This window comes from Candidatus Tisiphia endosymbiont of Beris chalybata, from assembly GCF_964026555.1.
GTDB lineage: Bacteria > Pseudomonadota > Alphaproteobacteria > Rickettsiales > Rickettsiaceae > Tisiphia.
Window position 1 is genome coordinate 460,587 of record NZ_OZ032159.1, and the last position, 19,342, is coordinate 479,928.

Annotated in this window: 13 protein-coding genes; 5 read left to right on the plus strand and 8 right to left on the minus strand. The window is 34.3% G+C overall.

Translation table 11 applies throughout. The annotated features are described in order from the left end of the window. Positions 1-570 precede the first annotated feature (570 nt). The gene (rimM, locus tag AAGD44_RS02310; RefSeq protein WP_341764400.1) at positions 571-1,092 is read left to right on the plus strand and encodes a ribosome maturation factor RimM; all 522 of its coding nucleotides are present in this window, start codon (positions 571-573) and stop codon (positions 1,090-1,092) included. A gap of 114 nt (positions 1,093-1,206) precedes the next feature. Here rimM and typA read toward each other — a convergent pair whose 3' ends face one another. Together typA and AAGD44_RS02320 are read right to left on the minus strand one after the other, a co-directional pair. Further along, positions 1,207-3,030, minus strand: a complete 1,824-nt coding sequence (gene typA, locus AAGD44_RS02315; RefSeq protein ID WP_341764401.1) for a translational GTPase TypA — start codon at positions 3,028-3,030, stop codon at positions 1,207-1,209. Positions 3,031-3,386: 356 nt separating this feature from the next. Then, positions 3,387-4,628: a DUF5410 family protein gene (locus AAGD44_RS02320; RefSeq protein ID WP_341764402.1), complete on the minus strand. Its 1,242-nt coding sequence runs from the start codon at positions 4,626-4,628 to the stop codon at positions 3,387-3,389. Positions 4,629-4,913: 285 nt separating this feature from the next. On the opposite strand from AAGD44_RS02320, the gene AAGD44_RS02325 reads away from it, so the two are divergent. Beyond that, complete coding sequence (locus AAGD44_RS02325; protein ID WP_341764403.1) at positions 4,914-5,414, plus strand: DNA-3-methyladenine glycosylase; 501 nt, start codon at positions 4,914-4,916, stop codon at positions 5,412-5,414. Positions 5,415-5,447: 33 nt separating this feature from the next. Continuing rightward, positions 5,448-5,981, plus strand: a complete 534-nt coding sequence (locus AAGD44_RS02330; protein ID WP_341764404.1) for a 5-formyltetrahydrofolate cyclo-ligase — start codon at positions 5,448-5,450, stop codon at positions 5,979-5,981. 320 nt (positions 5,982-6,301) lie between these two features. Here the strand turns inward: AAGD44_RS02330 and recJ are convergent, their stop codons facing one another. Beyond that, positions 6,302-8,098, minus strand: a complete 1,797-nt coding sequence (gene recJ / locus AAGD44_RS02335) for a single-stranded-DNA-specific exonuclease RecJ (protein WP_341764655.1) — start codon at positions 8,096-8,098, stop codon at positions 6,302-6,304. A 255-nt stretch (positions 8,099-8,353) separates the two neighbouring features. On the opposite strand from recJ, the gene AAGD44_RS02340 reads away from it, so the two are divergent. Further along, entirely contained in the window at positions 8,354-8,815 is a 462-nt protein-coding gene (locus AAGD44_RS02340) for a hypothetical protein (RefSeq protein ID WP_341764405.1), read from the plus strand. A gap of 292 nt (positions 8,816-9,107) precedes the next feature. Here the strand turns inward: AAGD44_RS02340 and mutS are convergent, their stop codons facing one another. The 5 genes from mutS to AAGD44_RS02365 form a co-directional block, all read right to left on the minus strand. Continuing rightward, positions 9,108-11,774 (minus strand): DNA mismatch repair protein MutS, encoded by a 2,667-nt coding sequence (gene mutS / locus AAGD44_RS02345; RefSeq protein ID WP_341764406.1) that lies wholly within the window; start codon positions 11,772-11,774, stop codon positions 9,108-9,110. A 223-nt stretch (positions 11,775-11,997) separates the two neighbouring features. Then, entirely contained in the window at positions 11,998-13,839 is a 1,842-nt protein-coding gene (locus AAGD44_RS02350; RefSeq protein WP_341764407.1) for an autotransporter domain-containing protein, read from the minus strand. Between the two features lie 552 nt (positions 13,840-14,391). Further along, the gene (locus tag AAGD44_RS02355) at positions 14,392-15,264 is read right to left on the minus strand and encodes a DUF2608 domain-containing protein (protein ID WP_341764408.1); all 873 of its coding nucleotides are present in this window, start codon (positions 15,262-15,264) and stop codon (positions 14,392-14,394) included. Then, positions 15,248-16,072, minus strand: coding sequence for a DUF2608 domain-containing protein (locus AAGD44_RS02360; RefSeq protein WP_341764409.1), 825 nt, complete (start codon positions 16,070-16,072; stop codon positions 15,248-15,250). The genes AAGD44_RS02355 and AAGD44_RS02360 overlap by 17 nt, the downstream gene beginning before the upstream one ends. A gap of 37 nt (positions 16,073-16,109) precedes the next feature. Then, entirely contained in the window at positions 16,110-17,780 is a 1,671-nt protein-coding gene (locus AAGD44_RS02365; RefSeq protein WP_341764410.1) for a hypothetical protein, read from the minus strand. Between the two features lie 354 nt (positions 17,781-18,134). On the opposite strand from AAGD44_RS02365, the gene AAGD44_RS02370 reads away from it, so the two are divergent. Then, positions 18,135-19,103: a DsbA family protein gene (locus tag AAGD44_RS02370; protein WP_341764411.1), complete on the plus strand. Its 969-nt coding sequence runs from the start codon at positions 18,135-18,137 to the stop codon at positions 19,101-19,103. Positions 19,104-19,342 lie beyond the last annotated feature (239 nt).

Sequence of the window (19,342 nt, forward strand, 5' to 3'; positions counted from 1 at the left end):
CCATTCAAAATAAAATCCACTTGAAGTACGCGCAGTGACATGAGCACGCGAATCCTAAAAAAATAAACAAAACAATTCAGATGCGCAAACAATATACTTTTAAATGTATATACTTTTCCTTATATAGTCTTGAGATCATTATAACATAAATATCAATTATTATCCTCTTACTAACCGCTTAAAAGCTATAACAAAAATTCGCCATTATGGCCCATAAATATTTTGTTATAGAACATAGGTGTAATATAAAAGCAAACTTTTGTAGCCCAATATAACTAACGAGAAACTTACAAAATGTTCCTTACATTTCAAGGTAAAAGCTCTCTAGCCCGCATCTCTAATACAGCTGAAAGTTGGTTTATGACAAAGCTAATAACAGCTTACATGCGACGCGACTTACTATTATATCGCTAAAAACCTGACCATTTTAGGTTAATGCTCTTTGTATTCTTCTACTTACAGACCCGTTATTTAGGGAAATTTTTTCATTCCTTGAGTAATTTTCTGTCTCAAATAGATAAATATGTGGTACTATGGTTACTAATTTACCACAGGAGTATAGAATAATAAATGTTTGCCCAAGAGAAGCTAATTGTTATGGGAGTAATATTATCAGCGCAAGGGCTTAAGGGAAATATAATAGTAAAATCTTTTACCTATCCCGCACTTAATATTATGAATATGCGTTTAGTTAATCAACAGAGACAAACAATTATTTTAAAGCTAATTAAGCAAAATTCCAAAAGCAATTTAATTTGCAAATTTAATGAAATTAATAATAGAACGGATGCCGAAAAATTAAAAGGGCTTAAAATTTTTAGCTGCAGATCGGATTTACCCTTATTAGAACCTAATGAATTTTATATTGAAGATTTACGAGGCTTAACAGTAGTAGATCATACACTACTACCGCTGGGCAAAGTGGTAAATACTTTGAATTTTGGAGCAGGAGACATAATTGAAATAGAATTTCTCAATAATAAAATAGAATGCTTTCCATTTACTAAAGTATTTTTTCCAACAATAACCAGCCAATATATTAGCCTCAATTTATCGCCCCTTCTTCAGATATCAGATACGCACAAAAAATAGGCCTAATAAAAGCCTCCTTAGATTTTGCCCAATCTATACCCTTCGTCTTTCAAGAGTTGTGTTGTCATTAGACTTCTGTCGAAACTCGCATCGCACAGGTAACTTAAAAAAAATCTAATCTTCATTACGCTTCTCTGCCTTTTTCCGCTCATTTGGATTTAGGATAGCCTTACGCAACCGTATTGACTTAGGAGTAATCTCTACTCTCTCATCATTTTGAATATAACTAATTGCTTGCTCTAAGGTCATAATCTCTGGGGGAATCAGCCGCATCGCTTCATCTTTCCCTGATGCGCGTACATTCGATAGTTGCTTAGCTTTTAAAGGATTTACTTCCAGGTCATTATAACGATTATGTTCGCCAATAATCATCCCTTGATATACTGCTTCATTAGGGTTTATGAACATTTTACCTCGATCTTCTAAATTCCATAAAGCATAAGCAACAGACTCTCCATCTCCGTTTGAAATCAATACTCCATTACGTCTACCCTCGATCGCCCCTTTATATGGACCATAACTGTGAAAAATGCGATTCATCACTCCCGTACCACGTGTCTCTGTTAAAAATTGGCCGTGATATCCAATAAGGCCTCGAGAAGGTCCTAAAAATGTTACCCTGGTTTTACCTCCTCCTGATGGCCGCATATCAATCATTTCAGCTTTACGTAATGCTAGGGATTTAACCACTACCCCGACAAATTCATCATCAACGTCAACTTGAATTTCCTCAATAGGTTCTAATTTTTTTCCGTTTTCATCCTCTTTAAATAAAACCCTAGGTCTACTAATAGATAATTCAAACCCTTCACGCCTCATAGTTTCAATTAATATCCCAAGCTGCAGCTCTCCACGCCCCGCCACTTGAAAAGCATCCTGTGCTTCAGTTTGACTGACGTGCAATGCGACGTTACTCTCTATTTCTCGCATTAATCTATCACCTAACACTCGCGCTGTCAGCTTAGTGCCTTCTCGTCCTGCTAGAGGAGAATCATTTACTCCAAAAGTCATAGATAAGGTGGGAGGATCTATAGGTAGCGAGGGTAATGCTTCCATAATCTCGGGAGCACAGACAGTATCCGCAACAGTAGCATTTTGGATTCCAGCTATAGCAATAATATCACCTGCATAAGCTTCATCTACCGCTACTCGTTCCAGCCCTTTAAAAGATAATATTTTACTAATACGAGCATTTTCAAGCATCGCTCCATCTCTTGCTAACACCTTAACATTTTGATTAACTTTAATAGTACCACTATGGATACGTCCAGTAAGTACTCGACCAAAATATGGGTTATATTCTCGAGTAGTTACTAACATAGAAAATGGAGCTGCTACGTCAGCAATAGGAGCGGGAACATGCGATACTATTAAATCAAATAAAACTGATAGGTCTGTAGCCGGCTCGCTCAAACTAGTACTAGCCCAACCTGCTCTACCAGAGGCATAAATAATAGGAAAATCTAGTTGATCATCAGTCGCTTCTAATGCCATAAATAATTCTAATACTTCATCTACTACTTCACTAACTCTTCTGTCAGGCCGATCTATTTTATTAATTACTACAATCGGTTTTAAACCTAATTTTAAAGCTTTGGTTAATACAAATTTTGTTTGTGGCATTGTGCCTTCCGAAGAATCCACTAATAATACCACCCCATCTACCATGGTAAGAATACGTTCTACCTCTCCTCCAAAGTCCGCATGTCCAGGAGTATCTACTATATTAATACAAATACCATTCCACATGAGGGAGGTGCATTTAGCTAATATGGTAATTCCGCGCTCACGCTCAAGATCATTTGAATCCATTGCTCGTTCTGCTACTGCTTGGTTAGCCCTGAAAGTACCACTTTGCTTTAGCATATTATCAACTAGGGTAGTTTTACCATGATCAACGTGAGCGATAATGGCAATATTGCGAATAGCAGAGGACATTAAAACCTTTAATATATTTTTAGAATATGGAGTATAAAGTAAAATAATAAAATTGGAATAGACTTCCTGCATAAGTCAAAAATAGCACGCGGGATTTTGAGAAAAAGTGCAGACAAGCCGAGCTACGTACAATAGACGCAGCTGAGGAGCGAAAGCGAGCTTTGACTACAAAATCACCAACTAGATTGACTTATGCAGGAAGTCTAATAAATTTTAACCTTTTTTATGCACAATATACTCAATGAATTTCAAGAATCTTCATTTTATTTGACAAGCTAAGAAAGCGCAGTGTACATAAGAATATAAGTAGTATACTATTATTCTTATTAACATCGCTGTGTTCTCTCTAATATTATTCAGTACCCTAAGTTTATCCAGTACATTAACTCGACCTCACCAATACTCCCTACCCCCTTGGCAACACTATCCTCATTAAAAATTCCACTATCATCGTGCTTTACTCTCTTTGAATTTTCGTGGTTTCTTGCAATAACGTTGTCTTCTGCTGCTAGGTCATTTTTATCTTTCATTGTTTCTCCTAAACTTTGAAAGTGGCGCCCGGTAAGATGCTTTAATACCGAGGTTGCTATATCGTCACTAACTTGTCCTACTTTCTTATCCGGTACTTTAGAAGAAGGTAGATTATTTGTTATTACCTCTATTATCTGCGTTGGGTGTTGCAATAAACTATCTATCAGTTCAGGGAAATAAGCCGCCTGTAGCTGATCTGTCAAAGTTGCTGCCAGAGTAGGTTGAATATCTGTATATTTCATTACCATGGCCTTTAGCTCAATAATATTTTTACTTCCTACCTTTTTCAGCGCTTGCTCAATTATTTCCTGTACTAATACCGGAATCAAGGCTTTAGTCATATTATCAATATGCTTATCAATCTTATGGCTAGGGAATAGTGCTTGCTCTTCAGGAGGCTCTATATGTTTACAGGATTGTGAAATTTTACTCTCGACTAAATTAACTACATATTGGCCCTCGGCGTCCTTCATATCATTTAATAGCTTCATAAGTTTTTCGCCCTGTAAGCTTTGTTCTACTACTCCCTGGATATTTTTTACTAACATTTTCGCGTGATTATAAAATATCCAAGTAACGCTGCTTGCTATACGAGTGTCCAAACTCTTGTAAGATTGACGTTCTAGATAAAAATGTTCTTTTAAGGTCGCATAATGATCTAAAATAGCCGGAGGAATTTCTGGCACTATGAAATTCCCTTCTTGATCAAATAGCCACTGCATACCGAATAATTCCCCTTCTTTACGAAGCAATAACAATATCAATCTAAAGTCTGAGGTACGTAACATGAAGTTGGCATCGTCGTGGGGTAATATAGAATTCGAGTGTCGCATTATTGCAGCGTTAATCTCATGAAGCTCTTCTTTATCTAAGCTTTCTACTGCTTGATCAAAGCATTCCTTAAACTCGTCCCCTATTGCAGGATCATTATATACGTCAAGGAAATCCAGAATATCATTAGCAGTTGGCTCCCCTTTGAGTATTTTTGGGATTATTTTTTTTTGAATAATATTTTTTATCAATTCTAAGTTGTGGGTAGTAATAATTGGCATTTGGTTTCTTGTCAAAAATAAAGGTTGATTTTTCTTAAATAATTAATAGCTAATGCGGCATTATCGTCTCTTTTGCATCATTCGTCAATGCTAAAATCAGGTAATTCTATATACTCCTCTGCCGATGATTTTGCTGCTAGGCGTGATGGTAGAACCTATAAATAATAGGCGAGCTATTGAGCAACAACGCATGCAAATTCATATCAGAGGAGTATATCGCTTATTACAACTATTATTTGCTATATTGCTCTCCCATTAATACTCTGCTATAATTCACAATGTTAATTAAATAACAAATTGATGATGCTGCCACAAACATTTTATGAACGTGATACTCTTACGGTCTCACAGGAATTGCTGGGGAAAATCTTATGTTTTAATAACATAACAGCTCAAATTATTGAAACTGAAGGTTATATAGGAGAAGACGACCCTGCGTGCCATGCAGCACGTGGCAAAACTCTACGTACTGCCACTATGTACGGTCCTGCAGGCACCTCCTATGTATATTTAATATATGGGATGTATTATTGTTTAAATATAGTAACAGAAGCAGTCGGCTTTCCTGCTGCAGTATTGATTAGAGGGGTAATCCAACTTACCCCTCTACCTTGTCTATTGGATGGACCTGGTAAATTATGCCGAGCTTTCGGAATTAATAAAACGCATAATGGACAAAATATGACCCTTAACCAATCTTTTTGTGTTATTGATGTAGGGAACACCCCTAAATTTATTAGTACTCCGCGGATTGGCATTAGCAAAGGACAGGATAAGCTATGGCGTTATTTAGCAATATAACAAAAACGTTTCAACCCTCTCTTTTGTAGCCAAATGCCTCAAAACTATAAAAACAAACTTAGAGTTTATTGCAAAACCATCATACAAGAAAATATCTACAAAATTCAAGCCACTGAAACTCAGCTATCCATTATCAGCCAATTAAGTAAATTAATAGATTTATTAAATGTTACACATATTGGAATATACTACCATAATCAATATGAAATTAATATTCTTGACTTAATGCAATTAAGAACGGATTTGATATTTTCTTTACCTAAAGTCATAGAAGATAACCTGATTTATACTAAATATAGTTTAGGAGATAAATTAATAAAAAATAAGTTTAATCTTTATGAATCTCATAATTCTACTCAAGTCTATCCTAAATTAATATGTCTTCCTGGTTTAGGTTTCAGCACGCAAGGTTATAGACTAGGTTATGGTGGGGGATTTTTTGACCGTTATCTTATTAAGCACCCTACCATATTCAAGGTTGGAGTATCACTGAAAGAACAGTTATTACCGCCCTTTCCTATAAACAATTTTGATCAAAAACTTAATTATATTATTACTGAAGAATAAAAATAATAGCCTTAACTTCAAACAATTTTATTGTTAATTAAATTTCGATTATTATACCATGTCCCAAAACTAAATTAGCATTATAGTCACTTAGGTTAAACTAGCTACGTTGTTGCTCGTCGCTTACCTAGTATCTCCTAGGCTTCACTCCTCGCGCCTAGTATCTAATTCAACCTAAGTGACTATAGGAGTACGAGGGTCGGCTACCTGCGCGTACATATTAGCACGTGAGGAGCGCAGTCTTTAGACACGACGACGCCAATTCTTGAAGTTCCTAGAGTATATATAGACAAGGTGATGATTAGACTTCGGAAATGGTATTACATAATGATCACATCCTTGATTTGTAATTGTATAGTATATCGTTCTTTCCAGTAATTCATTTTTAAAGAACCAATTACCGAAATATTATAAGGTTTAGGAGCAAGTAAAATATTCTCAATAGGAGTTGTAGTACTATTAAAAGCAATAGCCGAGAGAGCGGTGCTACCGAATGCTTCTTTAGAAGGCGCTAGCAAACATTTAATATGTTTGTCGCCAATGATATCTGCTTTTAATACAAACAGATCGTCAAATTTAAATAATGGCTCAGGGTTCCCTGGACCGAACGGGGCTAATTTGTCTAATTCTTCCATTAATTGCAGATTCACACTCGCTGTAGTAAGCTCTAAGTCATATTCTTGATGATTTAGAGTTAAATTATTAGCTAAATCTCTCCTAAATTCATTATTTAAGAATTCTTGTAATTCACCTAATTTTTCTTCTAATACTGTAAAACCAGCGGCCATTGCATGGCCTCCCCCGCTTACTATTAACTCCTTAGTTTTAGCATTAATAATTTTACTACCAAAATCAATATTTTTTATTGAGCGACAAGATGCCTTGCCGATGCCATCATTTAACGCAATAATAGCCACAGGTTTATTAAATTTTTCTTTTAATCTACCAGCTATAATTCCAATAACACCAGGATGCCATCCTGCCCCTACTATAAACAAACTACTATCATGTTCCTGGGTTACAGCAATATTGCTAGCTTCTTCTAACATGATCAGCTCTAGGACTTTCCGCTCATTATTATGCTTTTCTAATTCTAATGCCAATTTATTAGCTTCTATAGTACAGCTAGTAGATAATAAATGCGCTCCTAGACTGGACTTGCCAACCCTTCCACCCGCATTTATTCTAGGACCTATTACAAAGCCTAAATGATAACAATTAGGCTTTTCATGCAAGCCAGCAATATCACATATTGTCGTTATTCCTAGATTTGTTCGTTGTTGCATAACTTTTAAGCCTTGGGCAACAAAAGCTCGATTTAAATTAATAAGTTGCATTACATCACATACAGTTCCAAGGGCTACCAAATCTAGATACTGCATTAAGTTTGGGGGGGATAAATTGAGGCCATCAATATTTCCAAAAAAATTGTACTTTTTTAGCTCAGATAATAAAGCAATAGCAAACAAAAAACTTACTCCTACCGCAGCTAAATATGTGTAAGGGCTTGTTTCATCAAGACGATTCGGATTAACTACTGCCACTGCCTCCGGTAATATGTCATGGCTCATATGATGATCAATCACTATTACATCTAGCCCTACTTGCTTAGCATATTTTAATGCCTCGTGGGCCATGGCGCCGCAATCTACCGTAATCAATAATATAGTACCATTATCTTTAATTTTTTGCATAGCAGAGATGGTGGGACCATAACCTTCAGCAATTCGATCAGGTACGTAAATATCCACTACCTGCCCTAGATCCTTAAAAAAATTTTTTAGTAATGAAGAAGAGGTAGCGCCATCAACATCATAATCTGCAAAAATACAAATTTTTTGACTATTTAAAATAGCCTGCCTAGTTCTATCTACCGCCTTTTGCATATCAAGTAAGTGAAAAGGATCTGGCAGGAAATTCTTAAGCTTAGGGGAGATAAAATTTAACGCTTGATCTATGCAATCTATGCGCCAGCGCAACATTCTTGCCAACAAATCACTAATCCCTGTATGCTGCGCAATTTGTAAGGCCTCATACTCATTAATAGGCCGCTGCTGCCAAATTATCTTATTGACTGATATTTTATTTACTGAGCTTTTATTTTCTTGCAGTTTCATAATAATTTTAATTTTTCTATACTCTATTGCTTTCAAGGGATAATTATCCAAGAAGTCTACCAACTCTTCAGGTACGAGCAGTATATATCATAGATTTAACGAGCACTAATAATTAATTGAATAAACTGCTTGTGTGATAAAAATGGCCTCAATAATAAATTCAACTTTTTATTGTAAAAGAATTGATGACTTACAACTTTACATTGAATATAATGAATGTTATAATTTTAATTAGGGAAAAATGGGAGGATAAAAATGAAAGGTTTTAATAAGGGTAAAATGACAGACAGCACTAAGAATCAGAAAAACCCTCATTGTTTAACATTAACCCAAACACCAGGCGGATCAAATAAAAGTAATTTTCAAGAATTTTGGAGATCCGTTATTGCTCAACCATATACCACTATTATTTTACCAGAGTCCGCTTATGGGGAGTTAGTTAATTATTATCAGGAATTTAATAACTGTATGAAAGAAGATAATAAAGTAATTAGCTATTCAATAAAGTTTAAGAATTTCCCCTCAGCAACTGCAGCCCTCATAAAAAGCAGCTTACAACAACAAGGAGTTACAATAGTCCAAAACAACCAAATAGAGCTAGATGACGACTTGCAACTTCCCAATCTCCCGGCTACCCTAACCGTAGAGTGCGATCTAACAGGTAACATTTCAAATGCTGTACAGAAGGATGAGGAACTTTTTATTGGCAACTCATAAAATTTAACACAATAGACCTCTTCCACAGCACGCCTTTGGTAGAGAATTTAATACATTTCCCAAAACTAAATTAGCATTAGGAGTATACTGTTCGTACCTGAAGAGTTGGTAGACGAAGGTCAACTTCAAGAAGAGCAAGGAGGGGCAAAGTCGAGCAGCGCAGCGTACTAAAGTACGTGAGCAGCCTCGAGCTTTAGGGCACGACGACGCCAATTCTTGAAGTTCACCGAGTATATGAGCGCCCTGCACCGGAGCGAGCTGCCAAAAAGGCCTATTGATTTATGCCGCAAACCTATTCTGCTGCTAATTCCTTTAATTTATAGATCAAATCTAATGCTTGTTTAGGGGTCAAATGGTCTACTTCAATTTTCTCCACTTCTGCCAATAAGGGGTTAAATTTTGTATTTTGTGATACTTCTGGTAGTATATTAGATAAATTCATATCACTGGCTTCAGTTCTTAAGATATTTATACCTTGCCTGTTACTTGTTTTTTCTAATTTCATCAAAATCTCTTTCGCTCTAATTATTACTGACTTTGGCAGTCCAGCTAAACTTGCCACATGAATCCCATATGATTTATCAGCAGCACCTTTAACAATACTATGTAAAAATAATATATCATGTTCTAATTCTTCGATAGCACTAGTATAGTTTTCTAAGGCGGGCAGAAAATCACTCAAGCTAGTTAATTCATGATAATGCGTTGCAAATAAACACCGACATTTCAAACTATTATGAATATATTCCAATACTGACCAAGCAATAGATAGTCCGTCATAGGTAGACGTTCCTCGCCCTATTTCATCTAATATTACTAGCGATCTTGCGGTTGCTTGAGCTAAAATCCCAGAAGTTTCTAACATCTCTACCATAAAAGTTGAGCTACCAGCCTGCAAATCGTCCCCTGCTCCTATTCTACTAAAAATCTTATCAACAATACCGATTTTAGCGCTACTTACTGGCACAAAACTACCAATTTGCGCTAATATAGCTATTATGGCATTCTGTCTTAAAAAGGTGCTCTTACCTGCCATGTTTGGCCCAGTAATTAACCATATTCTATTAGTAGCGGATAAGGTGCAATTATTACCAATAAAAGGTTTATTTTTTCTTAACAAGCTTTGTTCGACAACTACATGACGCCCCGATATAATTTCAAAATTTAAGTCATTCGTTAATACCGGTCGTGTATAATTATATTCATAAGCAACATATGCGAAATTGCAAAAAACATCTAAATTACTTAAACTATTAGCCATCAGGCGTAAAAATGCTGCTTGCTCAATAACTTGACTACATATTTTCGTATATAAATCTGCCTCAAGGTTAATGACTAAATTTCTTGCGTTCACCATGTCACTTTCTAATTGTTGTAAAGGAATGGTAGTATAACGCACTGCATTTGCAGTTGTTTGCCTATGAATAAATTTGGAGTCAAGCATTTTTTCATTATGCCTTGGAGTAATTTCTATAAATAACCCAAGGACATTATTATGCGATATTTTTAAATTTTCAATACCGGTATCAAGACGATATTCATTTTTTAACTTTTCAATGTAAGATTTACCATTATTAATTAAATCATATAATTCTTGGACTTTGGGATGATAACTATTTTTTATTATACCGCCTTCATTAATAGAATTAGGGGCATCTTCACGAATTGCTTGATCTATCAGATCATATAGTTCATCATTTCCTGCCAATGGTTTAATTAAATCTTCTATACAGCTAGGCAAATTTAAACCACACAAATTAACAAATTCACCTTTTATTTGTAAAGCTGCTTTTAAAGTGTATTTAATATTTAGGAGATCACGGCCGCAACCACGTTTCATGGTAATCCGCGCTATACATCTCTCTATATCCCCTACTTGTTTAAGCAATTTTCTGCTGTTTTCTAACAGCGTAATATTAGAATAAAAAAAATAGGTACGCTCCTGGCGGTAACTTATTGCGGTTATATCGATTAAAGGGGCTGATAAAAAGTGGTATAATAAACGACTGCCAGCTTTAGTAATCGTATTATCTAAAGTATCTAATATACTACCTTTAGTTTGACCCAATAAATTACTAGTAATTTCTAAATTGCGCCGAGTAGCGGCATCAATAGACATAAAATTATGATAATTAATAATTTTAGGAAAAGGTAAGTTAGGAATATTTTGTTTCTGGGTTAAAATTAAATATTCTAAAATACTACCAAGGCTACTTATTTGGCATTCCGATATTTCCCCTATAGCCTTTAAGTCATAAATCTTATAAAACTCTAAAATAATTTTCTGGCATTTTTTATTAGCAAAGCCACTGTCAACCTGATAGGAAATTCTAAGACGCAACTGATTATAAATATCATGGGATAATTGCTCTAGCCGATAATTCTCACTTAGCAGAATTTCTTTAGGTTTTAACCGGGCTAGCTCATTTAGTACTTCTGTGATTGGCATATCTAGCAGAAATATTTCTAAGGTAGAAAGATCTACATAACAAATGGCTGCGGTATTTTTGGTTAAAGCTACACTTGCTAAATAATTTGGTTGATGGGCGGTGATTAATGATTCTTCAGTCACAGTACCAGGGGTAATAATGCGCGTTACATCCCTATTTACTACTGCTTTATACCCGCCACGCCTTTTGGCTGCTTCTGGTGTTTCTAGTTGATCACAAATAGCAATTTTAAAATTTTCTTCAATTAATTTATTTAAATAAGTTTCAAGAGAATGATATGGTACCCCGCACATGGCAATTTCCTCATCGCCATTTTTCCCTCTCTTGGTGAGCGCAATACCTAACACTTGACTCGCAATTATTGCATCTTCAAAAAACATTTCATAAAAATCACCCATCCTAAACAACAATAGACACTCCAAATTAGCAAATTTAATATCTAAATATTGCTGTATCATCTTAGTAGAGTATTGGTAATTATATTTAAGGCGAAATTCTTCTAAAGTCATATATCTTCCATTGGTATAAGAATCTATAAGATTAAACAAATATTTAAAGTAGAGTCAATAAAATAAAATAGGAGCTTAGAAAGAATTGAGCAAAGGGTAAAGATAGGAATAAAGGTTCTATAGGGCACCCTATAGAACCTAATGTTATACTCGCGCGATCATTCGAGTATAATTATATTAACCTCAATTCGACATTAACTTGATATATCGAACTTAGATAATATTAGAAAGTAACTCCAGCGAATAAACCAGCAGAATATTGTTTAGTACGTTTAGTCAGCTGCATGCTCGCTCTTATACCATAGTTGATATAGCTATCGCTCTTAGCGCGCACTTCTCCACTTAAAGTAAAGTTTGATTCATCAACTTTATAAGTAGGCACAGAAAACAAACGTGGCATATCTGATACCCTTCCTTTCGCTTGCTTCTTTATTGAATTAATACATTCATACCCATACGACAAAGTAAGAGATGGTATTAATGTTAAATTATCTTGTACCTGATAAGCTTGGGCAAGAGTGGCTCCTATTTCAGTAATTAAAGATTTACGATTTGGGATATTAAATTCCATAGTAGTACTTCTAATATCGCCTACCTCTTTATAAGATTTGACCGATACTTCTTGATAGTTCACATTGAAAAATGGTGTTACCACTAATTTAGTTTCATCAATATAGTTATACCCTACCCCTACAGTACCAAGATAATGCACCCCTGATGGTTTGCCTCTCTCTTCTCTGGTAGCTAGCCCAAGCGCAATCTTACGTTTAATATCATATTTGATCTGGCCCGCTCCTACTGCTGCATATATAAACACCGGATTATCGAATTTGTAGGTACCATTGATAGAGACTAGATATTCTTTCATATCGGCTTTACCATGCCCATGCTTGAAATCCATATTAGATTTAGCGCCATTAAGTTGCAGACCTAAATTGAAGTTTTCATTCATTTTATAGTTAATTTGAGCATAAGCACTGCCAGTATTAGCTTTTTTAATACCTAATTCTTTCTTACTGATTGTTTTAGTACTATTATAAATATAATCACCACCTATATCAGCGGTATAAAACTGCTCCACTGGGTGCAGCACATTATTATGAGCGCTAGCATGCATAGTTTGCAAAGCGTTAGTACCAACTGCTATTGGTAATTCTCTGACGAATGCTACCCTACTTGGAGATTCAATAACTGACTCTACATATTGGGCAGTAATTTTTTGTGCAGCTTCAGTAGGGTAATTAGCTCCAAATACACCAAAGTCTCTATATGTTCCTGCAATATCTTGATCCGAGAGATAGGCTTTAGGATTATTACTCATTTCTTCAACTAATCTAGCATAATCAATATATATAACGTTAGCATCCGGAGCATGTTGCGCTATCCCATCCATCATGGCTTTATTCAAGAGTTTAGACAAGATTTGTCCGAAAATCCGATTTTGTTGGTCATTCAGACCACGATTTTCATATAAGTGCCGATAATATTCATCAACATGATTAAAGACAACAATATAATTTGCTCCATTAACAGAAATATTGTGTATAAAATTTCCTTCGGTATTTTTAATTCTTGTAAGTAGGTCAGCTGTACCTGGAAATGCTATTGCATTCACCGAACCATCCTCATTTGTTATTTGAGCCAACACTTGGCTTAATGCTGTCTCCACAGGGATATGATGGCGCACTACTAAAACTGCAGCCTTCCCTTGAATTGCGTTCCGTAGCCTCCTCTCTAGGCGAGCCTCAGCACTTGGTCCCATATTTACTAGGTACAGTGCATTTGGATCAATTTTGCCGCCATGAATTTGTATATATTGATTAAACATCCTATCAACTTCAACGCTAGTGCTGTTACCAGAATCAAAAAATGTTTGACCATTCACAAATTTAAACCCATATCTTTCAGTAATTAAAGCCGCCCAGCTATTATTTGGTGCAGTAAAACTATCCCCAAAGCTTATAACATTCGTAAAATTTTCTTTTGGTGCCGCAATAGCACTGCTAGAGGTTAAGAAAGTTGTAGCTAATACCATGCTGGCAAAAATTTTGTTTTTCTGTCTCATAATTTTCCTTAATAATATTTATCTTATTATTTAGCCAGCAAACTCAAACAAAATTAAGCTATTAACTGTAAATGCCAATATATTAAAAAATATTATATATTTTGTTATCTAAAACAAAAAATTATTAATACAAATAAAGCTTTTGGAGAAATTTTGCTATTTAGTTGGAGGAAGAGTGTGGAATAAATACCACATTATGCAGCTAAATAGTTAAAGATTATTAGGGATCTAGTAAAATGTTAATAATAATTCTTAACTATTCAAGCGTGTAATATGAATAAATATAAAAGTGAGAATTCTATATCAATTATAATATTATAATTGATATATTAAAACGATTAATGTATAGGCAATGCCAGGAAACGTGGCCGATAAGGAAGAGCCAAACGAAAGCTAAAAAATAGTATAGTTCTAGATTCTGTGAAGGTTTCTATGTAGTGGGCGATTTCGTGGTTATTTTCGTTCTCTAATCCTCACATACATTTAGTACGCTGCGGTTCTGTAAGCAAAAATGCCTATAAATCTACCACTACATAGAAACCTTCACAGAACCTAATCTTTTGAATTCATTATTTTCTGAGCTTCTTCATCTTCTAACCACTCCCCGGTTTGTAATAATCTTTGCTGTTGAAACTGCATCAGTTGCGGCGATGATAGCTCCTTCATATCAGTGATGGCTAAATACTCTACTCCATAATAATATGAGTCCACTGCTCTAAGCAGGTTATCGATATCCTTTATTTCGGATTTTTTATTACTAAAAAAGATAATATTATTAAATGGAATATTTATAACATGAAGAAACCTTGCAAGAGCCTCATCCTTATTCATAGTGCTGGTAAAAATAATCCCATGATAAAAAATAGGAGAATTATTATTGATTTCATCAAAGCTAAAGACCTCTTGGTTATTAATTTTTGTAGTAAATTTTATTCCCAAATTACCCAATTGTTGATATTGCCGCTCTTCAAAATTGTCAATCTGTTGACATGCCGGGTTTACTCTAGCAAATCCTAATACTAACGCTCCTGTCATCTTTAGTTTATTTATAAAATTAGGCCACCCTTCCTCAACTAACACAACTTGTCGCTGTAAGATCAGCTGTGCGATGGCGCGGTTAGCCCCAGGCACATTATGATTGGCTGCACTACTTAGCTCCTCAATAAAACCTCGATAGGCGCTACCGTAATTAAACATTTTAGATTTAGGCTTAATGATTGTATCATCAATGCTGATTAACACTAAGCTAGATTTCCCAATTTTTGGCAATAAATTTTTTACGGTATCAGAATCTAACGAATAAGTGGCCAGCGTTATAGCATAGCTGGTATTTATACTTAACACGGTAGTAATAAAGATTAATATCGCACATAATACTCTTAAATAATTATTTAAGAGCTCTATTGAATTATTTTTTGGTGTCATAAGGGTTGATCCTAGCTTTACTCTTAATTTTGGGATTATTGCGTTTGACTAACTTCAATTTTTTTGCCAGTCCCTCTACTAATTGCACAAAATTATTCTCGTTTATTTCTGACGCCTCTTGTGATTGTTGAGATAAATGATAACCAATAAAAACTAATTTATCATTATAATTTTTTAATTGCTGTTCTACGCCTTGTAGCTCAATAAGATCTCTACTTACCATTATTAAAACTGTTGGGGTACATTTTACTTCTATTAAGAAATTTAGGAGTACTTGAAACAGAGGAAGGTTATTGCTGCTCAATATTCCTTGATAGAAAACAGGATAAGAATTATCGAATGCTTCTAGATTATTGAGAATAAGATATTCCTGTAAAGGAAAGGCTTGAGATAAATTAATGTTCAAGCTTTTAAGATAATCTGCTTTCCATATTTCCAGTTTCTGAATATTGTTGAAATTACCGGTGAGCCCATTATCAATCGCTATAACCTGACTGCCCTGCTCCTGCATATCTTTGATAATATTAGGCAATGCTGGATCTGACAGCGTGTTGCTCCCTTCTGTAAGCACGAGAGTATCAAAATAGATCATTTGGGAGGATTTAATAGCGTTAAATATTTTGGATAATTGATTGAATGCTTTATTGTCTAATAGTCTGAAGGAGGGAAAAAATGGGTGAAATATAGCGTTTTGTACCCCAAAAATTACTAAAATATCTTTAGGAGAATAATTGGCAGAGAATGCCCGATAATCTTTACTAATTTGTTCTAAATTAGTTGTCTCAATGATTTGGCTGTTAGCTGTCATTGGCAGACACAAGAGTATATAGCTTATAAAAAGCTTACTAATACGCATTTAAAGCTCTCTTAATGTGGTTAAGTATAGTAATTTCATCCTTCTTCCTAGTAAATATATAGTATAATATTTTTCCTAGAGTCATCCGTTTTTTTACCTGTAACAGTAACTCTTGTTTAACAATAGACCGAGTTGTAACTAAATTACCATCCTGCAAGCATTTCATCAAAGCCTGCAATTGCTCAACAGTAAAATTATTTAATAATACTTTAATGATGAGCGTAATATATGCGGTAGGAGATTTAGTTTTTGCTTTCCTAGCATATTTCTTAAAATTTAGACTAGTAATTTTATTAGAATATCTATCATGAAATAATTCTATAAAATTAATTTCAGATAACTGTTTTATTATTTCCTCTCTTTCCTGTTCTATTGTTCTGCGGGTTGAAGGAGAGGCTTCATTAACATGTATTTTATAATCTTTATAGTCAGAAGCAATTTTATAGATTATTATATACTGAATAAATTTAGTATCATTACTATTCATTTTTAACAATGAAATAATATTTTTAAATAAAAGTTTATACCTATTTTTCAATGCATTTTTAGTAAAAATATCAAAAGTCCCATATCTTCTTATCATTTTAGAATTAATAGTAGAAGCAAGCGTAGATTCAAGTGATGAGATCATTAAAGAAATAGTATGACCATTTTGAATGTTTTGTGTCAGTTCTTTCCTAATATGGCTCAATATATAAGATAAATCGCGACTTTCTGTGAGAGATATAATCATGATTGAATCTATATGTTTAGTGATATTAATTAATACCTCATGCAAAAAAGAATTTTTCTTTAATAAAAATTTCTCTACTATAGCAAATTCTGCATTTTCTATCTGATGTAATATTGTATTATAACTTTCAAATAATTTAAAAAGCTCATACCCGTTAATATTAATCTTACTATCGTTGCCTCTAAGCTTTGCTTCCTCATATATCTTGACCAAAACCTTATTATGAAGAGGAGACTGATCACTTATATTGCTTAATCTATTATATAATGACACTAATTTAGCATTAGGTAATTCCATAAGAACATTATGCTCATCTAACAAAAATTTAATAATTTGTTTTAATACTGTCTCATATTCTGGTACTTCATATTCTGGTAATAAGGATAATATATTAGAATGAAATAGTACAATATTGGATTCTTTATGATGATTAACTGTATGGTCAACTTGCCACAATTCCTTTATTAAGAGCATGTGCTCTAAAAACAAGTTTTGTGGCTCTGTTAATAAAATATTAAATCTTAACGCAATAGTTAAAGCTTGGAACTTATCTATCTTTTCTTGCTGATCATTACCCTTACTAATGATACTACAACATTGCTGAATAAAATTTTCTATTAGATCATAGACTCTATTTATTTCAGAGGTTACTTCTTCTGTTTTATAAGCCCCATTAGACGAGTGCTCCAGAGATTCTATGACCTGCGTAAGAGCAGCAGTGAACGTTGAAAATTCCGCTATTTTAAAGGCTTTGTGTTTGAAAATGTCAGGTGATTGTTGCCCATACGAGTTCAGGAAAGACAATAACTGCTTTTGACTATCTACCCTTAGATGGTTAAGTAAATCAATATTTACTCGTAAAATATAGATAAAACGAGTAGTATATAAAGCTTTTTTTACTTTAAGCGAATATTGAGAAGCTACCATAAATTCAGAGCTGAAAGACGTAAAGCAGTCCTTTACTCGCTGTAATATTTTTGTATAATTATTATTAATAATTATAGAGTTAGAATTTTCCACAATAGTAAAACAATATTATAGTGCATAGTCTTTAACAACAAAATTATTAACTTAATCTTAACTTATTATATTATGAAACATCTTATTTTATTATCACCAGGTAATTAAGGGATTATTTATTTAGAATGATATCAAACATTTTAATTATTGGATATAATAAACTAATTTATTTAATAATATCAGCTTTTTAGTTGATTAATAATAAATAAGGCGTTATCCTTTTGAAAATCTTAACTTAAATCCAGGATTGCCTAAATTATTATGTCTACTACTACTCTTATTATTCTTAGTTCACTATTCTTTCTAATATCATGCACAGAAGAACAGGATAAACCGCAGGAGCAAAATACTAACAATATTAATACTGTTAGTGATGCAAGCGTACCAGCTGAAATTAGCCCACCAGTTCCTACAGCCGAACAGCTAGAAGCTTCTGCGAGCAGCAATACCCCAGATATTTCTACAGATACACAGGATTCAGAATCAGAGGTAGAGCTACAAAATATGAATGATCCCTCCGATTCGCAAGAGGCAGATATCTCTGATTCTCCTGATGCAGTCACTGGCGAAGAGAATATTGCTACTACTGTAGAGAGCTCCGAGACGAATAGCAATCCTTCCGGCGAGGAGGCGATAGTTAAGGCCCTACCAAATAAACAGGACAGTACTAATGAACCGTTGGATACACCAACTTTTAAAGTTAATAACAGCGATATAGTGCTGGGTAATGCTGATGCAAAAGTAGTATTTATTGAATATTATTCTCCCACCTGCCCCCATTGCGCGTACTATAATAAAACAATTTTACCACAACTAAAAAAGAAATACACTGATACTAATAAAATTGCTTACGTAATTCGGGAATTTATCGGAAGTAAAGAAGATTTAGATGCAGCAATTTTACAGCGTTGTACCAATAACATTAATAATTTCCTGAAATTTCAAGCGGTACTATTAGAACAACAAGATAAATGGGCCGGTAATAAGCGATATCGTGAATTACTGACAAATATAGGGAAGATAGGTGGCATACCGGAGAGTACTTACGCAACATGCCTTAAGGACGATAAAATTGTTAAAATGTTAATAGCTAATACTAATCTGGCTAATACTGCCCCCGGTTTTATAGGTACCCCTGCATTTTTTATTAACGGGGAACAAGTATCAGGGGGTTATGGTTTAGAAAATCTATCGAAACAACTTGATGCAGCTTTACAACAGGCTAAATAATATACCTAAATGTGTGTGATATATTGTTTATAAATGAAAAGTGTGTTAGGTTCTGTAAAGGTTTCTATGTAATGGTCTTATTGATCGTTATTTTCGTTCTCGAATCCTCACGTACATTTAGTACGCTGCGGTTTTGTGAGCAAAAATGCCGATAAATCTACGCATTACATAGAAACCTTTACAATACCTAAAGAAAAGCTCTGCTGCACTACTGTTTCTTCGTAAGGTTTTTCGAGGTT

Bases quoted from the DNA above. Each gene is read 5' to 3' on its own strand.
- rimM (WP_341764400.1), top strand. From the start codon at position 571: ATGTTTGCCCAAGAGAAGCTAATTGTTATGGGAGTAATATTATCAGCG.
- typA (WP_341764401.1), bottom strand. From the start codon at position 3,030: ATGTCCTCTGCTATTCGCAATATTGCCATTATCGCTCACGTTGATCAT.
- AAGD44_RS02325 (WP_341764403.1), top strand. From the start codon at position 4,914: ATGATGCTGCCACAAACATTTTATGAACGTGATACTCTTACGGTCTCA.
- AAGD44_RS02330 (WP_341764404.1), top strand. From the start codon at position 5,448: ATGCCTCAAAACTATAAAAACAAACTTAGAGTTTATTGCAAAACCATC.
- recJ (WP_341764655.1), bottom strand. From the start codon at position 8,098: ATGAAACTGCAAGAAAATAAAAGCTCAGTAAATAAAATATCAGTCAAT.
- AAGD44_RS02340 (WP_341764405.1), top strand. From the start codon at position 8,354: ATGAAAGGTTTTAATAAGGGTAAAATGACAGACAGCACTAAGAATCAG.
- mutS (WP_341764406.1), bottom strand. From the start codon at position 11,774: ATGACTTTAGAAGAATTTCGCCTTAAATATAATTACCAATACTCTACT.
- AAGD44_RS02350 (WP_341764407.1), bottom strand. From the start codon at position 13,839: ATGAGACAGAAAAACAAAATTTTTGCCAGCATGGTATTAGCTACAACT.
- AAGD44_RS02355 (WP_341764408.1), bottom strand. From the start codon at position 15,264: ATGACACCAAAAAATAATTCAATAGAGCTCTTAAATAATTATTTAAGA.
- AAGD44_RS02360 (WP_341764409.1), bottom strand. From the start codon at position 16,072: ATGACAGCTAACAGCCAAATCATTGAGACAACTAATTTAGAACAAATT.
- AAGD44_RS02365 (WP_341764410.1), bottom strand. From the start codon at position 17,780: ATGGTAGCTTCTCAATATTCGCTTAAAGTAAAAAAAGCTTTATATACT.
- AAGD44_RS02370 (WP_341764411.1), top strand. From the start codon at position 18,135: ATGTCTACTACTACTCTTATTATTCTTAGTTCACTATTCTTTCTAATA.